Raw genomic sequence first — 12,949 nt, forward strand, 5'->3', positions numbered from 1 at the left:
AGTCATGAAAATCAAAACGCTTCTTATCGCCAATCGCGGCGAAATTGCCTGTCGGATCGCGCGTACCGCGCGGGCCAGCGGGATCACCCCTGTCGGCGTACATTCCGAAGCCGACGCCAATGCTCTGCATGTGCGCGATATCGGCAAGTCGGTCTGCATCGGCGCCGGTCCTGCATCTGAGAGCTATCTGAAAATCGACGCAGTGATTGCCGCCGCGCAATCGGTGGGCGCGGATGCGATCCATCCCGGTTACGGCTTTCTGGCCGAAAACCCGGATTTCGCCCGTGCGGTCGAAGCCGCCGGCATGATCTTCATGGGGCCGACGCCGGAGACGCTTGAACGTTTCGGCGACAAAGCCAGCGCCAAAGAGGCGGCCATAGCCGCTGGCGTCCCGGTGATTTCGGGAGCGGAAGGTGCGCGGTCCGATCCCCGGCAGATTGCCGATGAAGTGCGCCAAATGGGCCTGCCGGTCCTACTCAAGGCGGTCGGCGGCGGCGGCGGGCGCGGTCAGCGGCTGGTCACCGATGAGACCACGCTGGTGGAGGACATCGAAGGCGCGCTGCGCGAGGCAAAGTCCACCTTCGGCTCCGAAGGGCTTTTGCTGGAGCGTTTCCTGCCCGAGGCACGCCATGTCGAAGTCCAGATCGCCGGTGACGGCAAGGGGCACGTGGTGCACCTGTTCGAACGCGATTGCACGCTGCAGCGCCGCCACCAGAAGGTCATCGAGGAAGCCCCGGCCTGGGGCCTGCCCCGCACGCTTCTGGACGAAATCGCGCATGACGCGGTGCGCCTGGGCGAAACGCTCGACTATCGCGGCCTGGGCACGGTGGAGTTTCTGGTCGCGGGCGATGACTACTTCTTCCTCGAAGTGAACCCCCGCATTCAGGTGGAACACCCCGTCACCGAGGCGATCACCGGCTTGGATCTGGTTGCGCTGCACCTTCGCATTGCCGAAGGCGCGGGCCTTGGCCTGGTGCAGGATGACCTGAAGATCAACGGCCACGCGGTCGAGGCACGGCTTTACGCCGAAGACCCGGCGATGCAATTCGCCCCCTCAACCGGCACCTTGACCACGCTGAGCCTGCCGGAAGGTCTGCGCATCGACAGCGGTGTCGAAGAGGGCGATGCGGTCACGCCCTATTACGATCCGATGATCGCAAAGCTGATCGTGCACGCGCCGGACCGGGAAACCGCATTGGCGCGTCTGGCCACCGCGCTTGACCATGTCGCGGTCGAAGGCGTCGAGACCAATCGCGCCTTTCTGACGGCGCTGGCGCGGAACGCCGAATTCGAACGAATGCAGGTTCACACGCGTTGGATCGACGACAGGCTGGACGAGCTGACACAGGCGTCCCCCCTCGTTCGCCCTGATCTGTGGAAAGCGGCCGCCGCCATTCTCTTCGTGGCCAAGTCGCGTGGTGATGCAGATGCCAATCCCTGGACCAACCGTGACTCCTTCACCGGCTGGCGGCTTGGCCTGGGCGGCGATGCGATGGAAGCGGGGCAGTGTGTGACGCTCACCGAATCAGACAGTGAGTCAGAGGAATTGCGCATCGGACCTGTCAAACTGGGCACCAAATACACAGTCCTTTCGGAAAACGGCGACGCGCTGACACTGTCGGCAAGTGAAATCACGCCGGGCCGCTGGCGCCTGAGTGACGGCGACACCGTCCACCTGATCGAAGCACGTCTGCACGACGGCGTGATCGAACTGGACACCCCCGAAGGCCGCCTGGTCTTCCGGCCGGCCGCCCCGCTTGCCTTTGCTGGCGGCGATGCCGCGGCGGATCGCGCCGTGACCTCTCCGCTGACTGGAATGATTGTCGAGATCAAGGTCGTCGACGGTCAGGCTGTCGCAGAGGGTGACGTGGTTGCGGTCATGGAATCCATGAAACTTGAAATCTCGATCCGAGCGACCGCAGCCGGGATCGCCAGTAATATATCCATCTCGAATGGGGACATGGTCGATCGCGGCCAGGTCATCGCCGAGATCCTGCCATCCGAGGAGTGATGAAATGAGTGACTTTCCCAAATTCGTAGAATTTCGTGAAGAAGGCCCGCGCGAGGGATTTCAGATCGAAAAAAAGATCTATCCGATCGAAGAGCGGATCGAACTGATCGACATGCTTAGCGAAACCGGTCTGAAACGTATTCAGGTCGGCAGCTTTGTCAGCCCGAAATACGTTCCGCAGATGGCCGATACAGGTGAGTTGTTCCAGCGTATCAAGCGCAAGCCAGGCGTGAATTACACGTCGCTGTGGCTGAACGACAAAGGGTTTCGCAAGGCCCTGACGGCGCATGAGGTCGATATCGACCCACGCCTGCTGTTCTATCCATCCGAGGCATTCGCCCAATCGAACAATAATTGTTCCTCTGCGGAAATGCGGGAGAAACAACGCGACTGGGTCCGTCTTTACAAGGAAGAGGGATTTACGGTTGACGCGGCCTATGTGATGACGGCCTTTGGCTGCAACTTTGAAGGCCCCATCGCGCAAGAGCGCATCCTCGACGATTTCCGCTTCATTCTTCAGCTTTGCGAAGAAGAGGACATCCCCGTGCCAATCCTTGTGGTCGCCGACACCATGGGATGGGGAAACCCCGAGGCGGTCAAACGAATGATCGGCGCCCTGCGCGAAATGGCGCCCGAGGCGCGCATCGGGATGCACATCCATGACACGCGGGGGCTTGGGATCGCCAATCTCCATGCTGCCCTGTCAATGGGCGTGGACATGTTCGAAAGCTCGGTCGCCGGCCTCGGCGGCTGTCCTTTCGCGGGCCACGGCCACGCCCGCGCCGCAGGAAATGTCTGCACCGAGGATGCGGTGTTCCTGTGTCACGAGTTGGGCATCGAAACCGGCATCGATCTGGACAAGCTGATTGCAGCTGCGCTCAAGGCGGAAGCGATCATTGGTGCACCGCTTATGGGCCGGGTCATGCATACCGGCGGCCTGGACAAATACCGCAAGGCAAGTTGAGGAGGGAAGAAGATGGCGAAGGCACTTGAAGGAAAGGTGGTTCTGGTCACCGGAGCCGGCGGAGGGATCGGGCGTGACATCGCCTTGATGGCGGCCTCCGAAGGCGCCGCCGTGGTGGTCAATGATCTGGGCGCGTCCCTGAAGGGCACCGGCCACACCGAAACCGCGGCACAGAAAGTCGTCGAAGAGATCAAGGCCGCAGGGGGCGACGCTATCGCCGACGGCGGCAACGTCACCGATCCCGACGCCGCGCGCGCCATGATCGAGGCCGGTGTCAAGGAATTCGGCCGCATCGACGCGGTGGTGAACAACGCCGGCATCCTGCGCGACGGGTTCTTTCACAAGATGACCTACGAGGATTTCGACGCGGTGGTGAAGGTCCATCTTTACGGCGCCTTCAATACCAGCCGCGCGGCGGCCGACTATTTCCGCGAACAGGAGGGCGGTGCTTTGGTGCACATGACCTCGACCTCGGGGTTGATCGGCAATCTGGCACAGGCGAACTATTCCGCCGCAAAGCTGGGCATCGCCGCCTTCTCGAAATCGGTGGCCCTCGACCTCAAGCGGTGGAACGTGCGTTCGAATTGCATCGCGCCCTTTGCCTGGAGCCGGATGATCTCGTCGATCAAGACCGACACGGACGAACAGAAGGCGCGGGTTGCCAAGATCAAAGAGATGACACCTGCCAAGGTCGCGCCGATGGCTTGTTTCCTGATGTCTGATCGGGCCGACGGCGTCAGTGGGCAGATCTTCGCCGTTCGCAAGAACGAGATATTCCTGTTCAACCAGCCCCGTCCGGTGCGCTCCGTCCACTCCGGCGACGGCTGGACCGCTGACGAAATCGCCGAGCGCGCCATTCCCGCACTCAAATCGCACTTCACACCGCTCGAAGTTTCGGCGGATGTCTTTTCATGGGATCCAGTCTAATGGGCAAGCGCAAGGAAAAAATCAGTTCCAACATCGGCTGGAGCACCCCCGACAAGATCAATGTGCGCGGGCTCGACTTGCCGAACGAAATCCTCGGCCACATGAACCTGGGCGATCTGGCCTTTCTGCAACTGACGGGTCGCAAGGCCACGCCCGAGGAAAGCCGTGTCTTCAATGCCATCATCATCACCCTGGTTGAACATGGTATCACCCCCTCGGCCCTGGCCGCGCGGATGACCTATATGGGCGCGCCGGAATCGCTTCAGGCGGCTGTCGCGGCCGGGCTCTGCGGGTTGGGCACGGTGTTTGTCGGCTCGATGGAGGGCGCGTCGAAGATGCTTTACGAGGCACTGCCCGAGGACAGGCTGGGCACCGGCGCTGACCTGGATGCAATTGCGCTGGAAACAGTCGAGAAATTCCGCGCCAAAAAGGCCATCGTTCCGGGGCTTGGCCATCCGGTGCACAAGCCGGTCGACCCGCGCGCGCCGCGTCTGTTCCAAATTGCTGCCGAGAACGGCAAATCCGGTGAATACATCGAATTGATCCAGAAAATTCAGACCGTCGCCGAGGAAAAGTCGGGCAAGATGCTGCCGATCAACGCCACTGGGGCGATTGGCGCGATCTGCTGTGAATTCGGTTTCCCCTGGAAGATCGTGCGCGGATTTGGCGTCATGGCGCGCGCCATCGGGCTGGTCGGTCATATCCTTGAGGAAAGCGAAAACCCGATCTCCTTTGAATTGTGGCAACGCGCCGAAGAGGAAATCCTCGAAACCTCCGGTCCGGGAGCGGCTTGAACGATGCAAACCTCGGCCCCCGACACCCATAACGATCTGCGCGACGCGCTTCGTGCGCTTTGCGCGCAGTTCCCGCCGGAATATCATCGCAGTTTCGGCGAGGATGAAACCTATCCCGAAGAATTCGTCGATGCGCTGACCCGCGAAGGCTGGCTGGCGGCGATGATCCCCGAGGAATATGGCGGCTCTGGCCTTGGCCTGACCGAAGCCTCGATCATCATGGAAGAGGCAAACCGCTGTGGCGCCAATGCCGGTCATTTCCACGGACAAATGTACAACATGGGCACGCTTTTGCGGCACGGCTCGGACGAGCAGAAGCAGAAATATCTGCCCGGCATCGCCAGCGGCGAGCTGCGCCTGCAATCCATGGCCGTGACCGAACCGACGACCGGAACGGACACCACCAAACTCAAGACCACGGCGGTCAAGAAAGGCGACCGTTACGTGATCAACGGTCAGAAGGTCTGGATCAGCCGTATCCAGCATTCGGACCTGATGATCCTGCTGGCGCGCACCACGCCGCTGAAAGAGGTCAAGAAGAAATCCCAGGGCCTGTCCATCTTCATGGTCGATCTGAAAGAGGCCATCGGCAATGGCATGGAGGTCCGCCCCATCGCCAACATGCCCGGCCACGAGACCAACGAAGTGTTCTTCGACAACCTCGAAATCCCCGCCGAGAATCTGATTGGCACCGAGGGGAGCGGTTTCTATCATATCCTTGACGGTCTGAACGCCGAGCGGACGCTGATCGCGGCGGAATGTATCGGCGACGGCTATTGGTTCGTGGACAAGGCCCGCGCCTATGCCGGTGAGCGTATCGTTTTTGATCGGCCCATAGGGCAGAATCAGGGCGTACAGTTTCCCATCGCCAGGGCCTTCGTGAATGTCGAGGCCGCCAACCTGATGCGTTTCGAGGCCTGTAAGCGCTTTGATGCGGGGCAGGATTGCGGGGCCCAGGCGAACATGGCCAAGCTTCTGGCGTCCGAGGCCAGTTGGGAAGCGGCAAATGCCTGTATTCAGACCCATGGTGGCTTTGGTTTCGCGCGCGAATACGACGTCGAGCGCAAGTTCCGCGAGGCGCGGCTGTATCAGGTGGCTCCGATCTCGACCAACCTGGTCCTGTCTTATGTCGGCGAGCATATCCTGGGTATGCCGCGGTCTTTCTGAGGAACGACCGCGATACAAGTCGATCTTGAAACGCTCAAGCCTTGGCTGGGACGGACCGAAACTAGGGAAGGCATCCTGACGCCGGGCCTGATCGACAGGTTTCGTGTCACGTTCGGCGCGCATCTTTGGGACGGGCGGGCGATGTCCCGCTGGGGATCCATTGGTGTCTGACGCTTGACGCAGCGTCAGGTTCCTCTCTCTCTCGGAGGATGGCGATGCCGAACGTGGCGGGTTTCTGCCGCCTGTCCCGCTCCCCGCCCGGATCTGGGCCGGGGCGACCTCACGCATTTCGCGCCGCTCGCGGTCGGGCAAACCGTCACTCGCCATTCGACAATCAAGGACATAACGCCCAAGCAAGGCCGCAGTGGAGCGATGGTCTTTGTTGTCGTAAATTACGAGTATTCGAATGGCAATAAGGTCTGCATTCGGAAGAATGCAGACCATTGTTTATCGGGACATCACCCGATCCCAATCTGAAAAGCGCACGCCCGTCGCGCCGGACCCGACGGCGTTCAGATCGCGCCTTACCCCCGATTCGGTGCTTTTGTTTCGCTATACGGCGCTGACGTTCAACGCACATCGCATCCACTATGACCATATCTACGCGACCAAGGCCGAAGCCTATCCTGGGCTTGTCTTGCATGGCCCCTTGCAGGCGACGCTGCTTTTGAATCTTGCAGCAGATGCCTTGAACGAGACCTCTCATGGGTTTTCCTTCCGGGGCCTCGCTTCGTTGACGCTCCCCTGCGAGATGCAGCTGAATTGCCGGCGCGAGGGTGCCACGGGGACAGTCTGGTGCCAGGACGAAACCAGCCTGTGCTGTTTTTCCGCCGACTACTCTGGGTCCTGAATATTTCTGCGAGGTCACGAGAGGCAGTTGTTGATTTATTTTTCTAACATATGTTAGTTTTAGCCGGGGATCTGGCGGAAAATGCCAGGCAAACTTTTGGACGATCGCCGGGAGGAGCGTTGATGCGGGGAGACCTCGACGTCAATTGGGTGGCAGACCGTGCCGCGGTTATTGACCGCACAACATGCCAAGACCAGGCATGGATCTCGTCATGATCACAGCTTCGGGATTGGCGCCGCTGGCGGTTCGTGGCGCGACATTGAAATTCGGCGGTGTGACTGCGCTCGACGATGTGAGCATCACCGTGAATGACGACGAATTGCTGGCAATCATAGGCCCGAACGGTGCCGGGAAAACATCTCTTCTGAACGTTACCGCAGGGTTTTATCGTCCGCAGAAAGGACGTGTCGAACTGTCCGGCAAGAACGTCACGGGACTGCGTGTCGACCAGATCGCCCGACGAGGTCTGGCGCGTACCTTTCAGGGCACCCATCTTTTCGCCGGGCAGACCGTGGTGGAAAACATCATGATCGGTCGTCACATGCTGATGAAATCGAATGTGATTCAGGCCTTTTTCCAGTTTGGTCCTGTGATGCGCGAAGAGTCGGAGCATCGCGAAGTGGCAGAGGAAATCATTGATTTTTTGGAAATCGAGGCGATCCGGAGCAGGCCCGTGGGCACATTGGGCTACGGGTTGCGCAAGCGGGTCGATCTGGGGCGTGCGCTGGCGCAGGAACCGTCGATCCTGCTGATGGACGAGCCGATGGCTGGCATGAACTCGGAAGAGAAGGAAGACCTCGCCCGCTTTATTCTCGATGTGCGCGAAGCACGCAAGATTCCGGTGGTTCTGGTGGAGCACGACATGGGCGTTGTGATGGATCTTGCCGACCGGATCGTGGTGCTGGATTTCGGGCGGGTCATTGCCGAAGGCACGCCCGAGGAGATCCAGAAAAACCCGGCTGTGATCAAAGCATATCTGGGGTAGCGGAATGGTCAAACAACGAACAGCAATGGTCTATTCCGACCCGGCCGTCACGCAGAGCGAAACCCTGCCCCAGGTCTTGCTGGCCCGCGCGCTTTCGGAGCCCGACGCGCTTGCCGAGCGCCACAAGCGCCTTGGTATCTGGCGCGAATTCACTTGGGCCAATGTGCTTGACAAAGTCCGAGCGCTGGCACTCGGGCTGGAGGACATAGGCCTGAAAGTGGGCGACTCCGTGATGATGATCGGAGAGAACGAGCCCGAGCATTTCTGGGCCGAATACGCGGTACAGTCACTGGGCGGGAACGTCCTGTCTGTCTACCCCGATCAGACCGCTGAGGAAATTCTCTATCTAGCAGAAGATTCTCAGACTCGGATATTTCTGGCGCAGGATCAGGAACAGGTCGATAAATGCATCGAGATCTCGGACCGGTTCCAGGGCGCCTTGGCTATCGTTTACTGGGATGGTTCGGGCCTCTGGGGCTATGACCACCCGCTATTGCATTCCTTAGAAAGCGTGAGCGAGGCGGGGCGTCGAATACACACCGATAACCCCTCCCGGTTTGAAGAGCATGTCAAACGTGGTCGCGCCGAGGACACGGCTCTGCTTTCCTACACGTCCGGGACCACGGGAAAGCCCAAAGGCGTTATCATCAGCCATCGCTATCTGTTTGACAACTGTTCGCGGGTGATGGGCGCGATCGATATCGCGCCCGGCACAGAATACCTGACCTATATTTCACCGGCCTGGGTGACGGAACAGATCTTCGGCTTGTCGATCGGGCTGATCGGGCCGATGGTCGTGAACTTTCCCGAAGGCCCCGAGGAAGTGCTGGATAACATCCGTGAACTGGCGGTTGACGCCTTGGTGTTCAGCCCGCGCCAGTGGGAAAATCTTGCCTCCATCGTGCAGGCCCGAATGCTGGGTGCGGGCAAGATCCGTACCGCGATGTACAATTGGGGGATGAAGGTCGGTCGCGCCGTTCATGTCGAACGGCTGGAAGGGCGTGAGCCCAGCCTTGCCGCGCGCCTGCAACTTCCCTTTGCCGAGGCGTTGGTTCTGCATCACCTGCGCGACAATCTTGGCCTCGGCAAAGCCAGAAATGCATTGAGCGGCGGTGCCCTGATGGCGCCGGACGTCTTTCGCATGTTCCACGCGATGGGAGTCAAATTGCGCAACGTCTATGGCGCCACCGAAATCGGGCTTCTGACGGCGCATGTGGGCGAAAGCTATCAGCTTGAGACAAGCGGCAGCTGGATGCAAAGCAACCCGGCCTACGGGGCGCCGCTGGAATTCCGGGTGTCACCGGAAAGCGAACTCCTTGTGCGGGGCGGCTCGGGTTTTGGCGGGTATCACGGCAAGCCCGACAAGACTGCGGAAGCGCTGACCGACGATGGCTGGTATGAAACCGGCGACGCGGTGTCGATGACCGACGACGGAGAGCTCTTGTTTTTTGACCGTGTCAAGGACATGCGTCGTCTGGCAAACGGGCACAGCTACCCGCCGCAGTTCATCGAAACGCGGCTGCGCTATAGCCCGTTCATCAAGGATCTCATGACCTTGGGTGACGAAGCCCGCGACTTCGTCAGCGCGCTGATCAATATCGACATGGAAGTTCTGGGTCGTTGGGCGGAAGAGAACAAGATCAATTTCTCGACCTATACCGATCTCTCGCAAAAGCCCGAGATTCTCGAGCTCATCAAGGGCGAAGTGGCGCGAATCAATGCGCTTTTGCCCGAGGGTTCGCGCGTGGCCCGGTTTGCGAACTTCCCAAAGGAACTCGACCCGGACGAAGGAGAGTTGACCCGCAGCCGGAAACTGCGGCGGACCTTTCTGGAAGAGCGATATGCGAAACTTGTCGAAGCGATTTATGGCGGTGATGATCAGGCTGACCTTGAAATCGCCGTGACCTATCAGGATGGCCGTCAGGGCGTGCTCAAGGCCACCGTGCGCATATCAGATGTAGAACACGCATCGAAGGCTGCCAGTCGGCGGTCCACACTTTAAAGGAGGTCGGTGACAATGGTCTATTTCATCAATGACATCATAACCGGAGCTTTGATCGGCCTGCTTTATTCGCTTGTGGCCATGGGCTTTGTGGTGATTTACCGCGCCAGCAAGGTCTTCAATTTCGCCCAGGGCGAACTTGTGATCATCGGCGGGTTTATCGTCTGGTACACGACCATGCAGATGGGGCTCAGCCTCTGGCTGTCGATACCGCTGTCTTTGGTTCTGGCGGGTCTTGTAGGGTATGCGATCGAGCGGGTTTTCCTGACGAAGCTGATCGGTGAATCCGTCTTTTCGATGGTCATGGTCACGGTCGGCCTGTTGATCCTGTTGCGCGGACTCGTGCTCCTGCTGTTCGGTCCTGCGGTTCGGCCCTTTCCGATCATCTTTCCGCTCAAGCCCCTGTTCCTGGGCGACATGTTGATCACGATGAACCTGCTGATCGGCGGGATCATCACCATTATCGCTGCCGTGGCCCTGTCGTGGTTCTTCAACCGGACCCGTTCCGGCCTGCGGATGACCGCCGTGGCGGAAGATCACGTCGTGGCGTCTTCGATGGGGATTTCTGTAAAGGGCTCGATTGCATTCGCCTGGGTTCTGGGGGCGATCCTGTCGACGATCGGTGCAATGATCTTTCTCAGCGGAAAGTCACTGACCTTCCTGGCCTCGGATATCGGCTTTGCGGCCCTGCCAGTGGCGCTTTTTGCCGGGTTGGAATCCATCGGCGGGCTGATCCTCGCGGGAGTGATCATCGGCATCGCCCAGAGTCTGACCACAAACTACCTCGATCCTATGATCGGCGGCTCTCTGGGCAGCGTCGTGCCCTACATCATCATGCTTGCCATTCTGCTGATCCGGCCCACCGGGCTGTTCGGCTGGCGCACGATCGAGCGGGTGTAACTCATGGATCCTTCCGGCATTTTCCCCACAAGCTACCGCGCCGACAGACGCGTCGTCCGCACGCGTTGGCAAGCGATTGCACTGGCCCTGTTCATGGTTCTCATGCTGGCGGCGCCCTATCTTGCGAGCGGGCGCATCATTGCCGTACTGAACATGATGATGATCAGCGCCGTCATCGCCGTCGGGCTTCAGATTTGCACCGGTTATGCCGGCCAGATCAATCTCGGCCAAGCGGCATTCATGGGCGTCGGTGCCTATACGGCCTCGATACTGGCGTCGAAAACCGGCCTCACGTTCCTTCTGACGATTCCCTTGGCCGGGTTCTCGGCTGCGCTGTTCGGCTTTCTCTTCGGCCTGACTGCGGCACGAATCAAGGGGTTCTACCTGGCTCTGACAACCATCGCGGCCCAGTTCATCTTTCACTTTGCGGTCCTGAACCTGCCATCGACCTGGATGGGTGGGTCAAACGGCATCACTGTTCCCCCTGCGGAACTTTTCGGACTGCGCTTTGTCGGCGAAACAGCGCAATTCTACATGAATCTCGTGGTTGCTTCGATCATGATCGCCGGCGCTTTCGGGATCGTGCGATCACGCTTTGGCCGGGCCTTCGTGGCCGTCAGGGACGATGACGTGGCAGCCGGCATCATGGGCATCAACGTTGCGGCCACCAAGGCGAATGCCTTTCTGATCGGCGCGTTCTATGCCGGCGTGGGGGGGGCGCTCTGGGCCTATCTGATCCGCTTTGTCGGCGTGGATCAGTTCACCTTGTTTAATTCGATCTTCTTCGTGGCCATGATCATCGTCGGCGGAATGGGATCGATCGTGGGGGCTTTGGTCGGTGTGTTCATCATCCGCCTGATACAGGAAATCATCGCGACGGTCGGCCCCAATATCGCTGACTCGGTGTCCTTTCTGGGCGGCGACATCGTGTTCGCCGGCATGAATGTCATTCTCGGCGGCGTGATCGCATTGTTCATGATCCTTGAACCCAAGGGGCTGATGCACCGCTGGAATATCCTGAAATCATCTTACCGAATCTGGCCGTTCCCCTATTGACGAACAGGGCGGCTTTAAACCTGGGAGGAATAACAATGACCTACAAGACAAGACTTGGGTTTCGCGGCCTGCTGGCAGCTGGTGCCATAGCAGTCACGGCAGCCATGCCGTTCAAGGTGCAGGCGGAAACGACATACAATCTGGCTCTGCTTTCGGACTTTTCCGGTCCCTATGCTGACATCATGCCCATTCTGGCTGGCGGACGCGAGGCTGTGTTCACTTGGTGGAATGGGACCCGCGGCAAGGAACTTGGCGTAACGCTGAACTACAAGAACTACGAAACCCGCTATGACGCGGCACAGGTCGCGAGCCTTTGGCCGGGGATCAAATCGGAACTGGACCCGATTGCTGTTGTCGGCCTTGGCGGACCGGACGTTGCCGCCCTGTCCGAACGCCTGCCGGAAGACAAGATCCCGATGTTCATGGCGACAGCCGCATACGGCTATGCCTGGCAGCCCGATGCCTGGATTTTCAATCCGCGTCCGACCTATTCGCACGAAAGCGCGGGCTTCCTGAGCTGGATGCGCGAACAGCGGGGCGGAGACGAACCGCTCAAGGTGGCAATCCTCGCCTCCGAAGCATCGCCTGCCTATGTCGACATGGCAAAGGGCCTCGAACTTTATGCCGAGGAGCATCCGGACGAACTCGACCTGGTCGAGGTCATCTATACCGAAGTGCAACCGACCGATCTGACGGCGCAGATGCGCCGCGTCGCGCGGGCCGGAGCCGAGGCTTTGGTCATCCAGACAAACACCTCGATCGTGGTTGCGGCGAAACGTGGGTTGCAGGCAAACGGCGCCGACATCCCGATCATGATGAGCTCGCATAACGGGCTGCCCGCCTCCGGCGGTGCGCTTGGCGGGCTCGATCAGCTCGAAGGCGATTACGAAGCCTACGGTATGGCCGTTGCGGCCGACCAGGATACTCCCGCGCGGCAATTCTATGAAACACTGGTTGCGGATTATGGCCTCGAAGCGCCGTGGAACGTCGTCACCGCGATGGGCATTTCCCAAGGTCTGTACACCGTGGCCGTGATCGGGCACGCGATCGAGGAGTACGGTGCCGATGGTCTGACCGGCGAGAAGGTGCGCGAGGCGCTCTTTGCCGGGCCTATCACCACCGAGGAAACACACGGGTTCCTGCCGACCCTGACCTTCACCCCCGAAGCACCCTTTCCTCTGAAAGGTCTCAAGGTGAACGTGGGCACCGTCAGGGATGGCAAGATCGCCATCGAAGCAACCGGCGTCGATGTTCCCGACGTTCGGAAGTGGTGAACGCAACCGGGCGCCGCGA

The 12,949-nt window shown here is 59.9% G+C and carries 12 protein-coding genes; all 12 read left to right on the forward strand.

What is annotated here, in order from left to right:
* Window positions 1-4: 4 nt before the first annotated feature.
* The 12 genes from P1U75_RS05515 to P1U75_RS05565 all read left to right on the forward strand — a co-directional run bounded on the left by P1U75_RS05515 (window position 5) and on the right by P1U75_RS05565 (window position 12,930).
* Window positions 5-2,011: a biotin carboxylase N-terminal domain-containing protein gene (locus tag P1U75_RS05515; protein ID WP_300240717.1), complete on the forward strand. Its 2,007-nt coding sequence runs from the start codon at window positions 5-7 to the stop codon at window positions 2,009-2,011.
* Window positions 2,012-2,015: 4 nt separating this feature from the next.
* Entirely contained in the window at window positions 2,016-2,975 is a 960-nt protein-coding gene (locus P1U75_RS05520) for a hydroxymethylglutaryl-CoA lyase (RefSeq protein ID WP_300240719.1), read from the forward strand.
* 12 nt (window positions 2,976-2,987) lie between these two features.
* Window positions 2,988-3,902 (forward strand): SDR family NAD(P)-dependent oxidoreductase, encoded by a 915-nt coding sequence (locus tag P1U75_RS05525; protein WP_300240721.1) that lies wholly within the window; start codon window positions 2,988-2,990, stop codon window positions 3,900-3,902.
* A complete protein-coding gene (locus tag P1U75_RS05530; protein WP_300240723.1) occupies window positions 3,887-4,696 on the forward strand; it encodes a citryl-CoA lyase in 810 nt (269 codons plus the stop codon). Before P1U75_RS05525 ends, P1U75_RS05530 begins: the two co-directional genes overlap by 16 nt.
* A gap of 3 nt (window positions 4,697-4,699) precedes the next feature.
* Entirely contained in the window at window positions 4,700-5,863 is a 1,164-nt protein-coding gene (locus P1U75_RS05535) for an acyl-CoA dehydrogenase family protein (RefSeq protein ID WP_300240724.1), read from the forward strand.
* Between the two features lie 174 nt (window positions 5,864-6,037).
* Complete coding sequence (locus P1U75_RS20595) at window positions 6,038-6,340, forward strand: MaoC family dehydratase N-terminal domain-containing protein (protein WP_366914967.1); 303 nt, start codon at window positions 6,038-6,040, stop codon at window positions 6,338-6,340.
* Complete coding sequence (locus P1U75_RS05540; protein ID WP_300240726.1) at window positions 6,297-6,713, forward strand: hypothetical protein; 417 nt, start codon at window positions 6,297-6,299, stop codon at window positions 6,711-6,713. Before P1U75_RS20595 ends, P1U75_RS05540 begins: the two co-directional genes overlap by 44 nt.
* 199 nt (window positions 6,714-6,912) lie before the next feature.
* Window positions 6,913-7,698 carry an ABC transporter ATP-binding protein gene (locus P1U75_RS05545; RefSeq protein WP_300240728.1) on the forward strand — a complete coding sequence of 262 codons (786 nt, stop codon included), beginning with the start codon at window positions 6,913-6,915 and terminating at the stop codon, window positions 7,696-7,698.
* A 25-nt stretch (window positions 7,699-7,723) separates the two neighbouring features.
* Window positions 7,724-9,700 (forward strand): AMP-binding protein, encoded by a 1,977-nt coding sequence (locus tag P1U75_RS05550; RefSeq protein WP_300240730.1) that lies wholly within the window; start codon window positions 7,724-7,726, stop codon window positions 9,698-9,700.
* Between the two features lie 15 nt (window positions 9,701-9,715).
* Complete coding sequence (locus P1U75_RS05555; protein ID WP_300240732.1) at window positions 9,716-10,600, forward strand: branched-chain amino acid ABC transporter permease; 885 nt, start codon at window positions 9,716-9,718, stop codon at window positions 10,598-10,600.
* Between the two features lie 3 nt (window positions 10,601-10,603).
* Window positions 10,604-11,656, forward strand: coding sequence for a branched-chain amino acid ABC transporter permease (locus tag P1U75_RS05560; RefSeq protein ID WP_300240734.1), 1,053 nt, complete (start codon window positions 10,604-10,606; stop codon window positions 11,654-11,656).
* Window positions 11,657-11,691: 35 nt separating this feature from the next.
* The gene (locus tag P1U75_RS05565) at window positions 11,692-12,930 is read left to right on the forward strand and encodes an ABC transporter substrate-binding protein (protein ID WP_300240736.1); all 1,239 of its coding nucleotides are present in this window, start codon (window positions 11,692-11,694) and stop codon (window positions 12,928-12,930) included.
* The last annotated feature ends 19 nt before the right edge of the window (window positions 12,931-12,949 follow it).

Origin of the sequence: Antarcticimicrobium sp., assembly GCF_029212575.1 — a bacterium.
In the GTDB taxonomy this organism is placed as follows: Bacteria; Pseudomonadota; Alphaproteobacteria; order Rhodobacterales; family Rhodobacteraceae; genus Antarcticimicrobium.

What these genes read in the sequence shown, in the direction of transcription:
- P1U75_RS05515 (WP_300240717.1), top strand. Translation starts at nt 5, where the DNA reads ATGAAAATCAAAACGCTTCTTATCGCCAATCGCGGCGAAATTGCCTGT.
- P1U75_RS05520 (WP_300240719.1), top strand. Translation starts at nt 2,016, where the DNA reads ATGAGTGACTTTCCCAAATTCGTAGAATTTCGTGAAGAAGGCCCGCGC.
- P1U75_RS05525 (WP_300240721.1), top strand. Translation starts at nt 2,988, where the DNA reads ATGGCGAAGGCACTTGAAGGAAAGGTGGTTCTGGTCACCGGAGCCGGC.
- P1U75_RS05530 (WP_300240723.1), top strand. Translation starts at nt 3,887, where the DNA reads ATGGGATCCAGTCTAATGGGCAAGCGCAAGGAAAAAATCAGTTCCAAC.
- P1U75_RS05535 (WP_300240724.1), top strand. Translation starts at nt 4,700, where the DNA reads ATGCAAACCTCGGCCCCCGACACCCATAACGATCTGCGCGACGCGCTT.
- P1U75_RS05540 (WP_300240726.1), top strand. Translation starts at nt 6,297, where the DNA reads ATGCAGACCATTGTTTATCGGGACATCACCCGATCCCAATCTGAAAAG.
- P1U75_RS05545 (WP_300240728.1), top strand. Translation starts at nt 6,913, where the DNA reads ATGGATCTCGTCATGATCACAGCTTCGGGATTGGCGCCGCTGGCGGTT.
- P1U75_RS05550 (WP_300240730.1), top strand. Translation starts at nt 7,724, where the DNA reads ATGGTCTATTCCGACCCGGCCGTCACGCAGAGCGAAACCCTGCCCCAG.
- P1U75_RS05555 (WP_300240732.1), top strand. Translation starts at nt 9,716, where the DNA reads ATGGTCTATTTCATCAATGACATCATAACCGGAGCTTTGATCGGCCTG.
- P1U75_RS05560 (WP_300240734.1), top strand. Translation starts at nt 10,604, where the DNA reads ATGGATCCTTCCGGCATTTTCCCCACAAGCTACCGCGCCGACAGACGC.
- P1U75_RS05565 (WP_300240736.1), top strand. Translation starts at nt 11,692, where the DNA reads ATGACCTACAAGACAAGACTTGGGTTTCGCGGCCTGCTGGCAGCTGGT.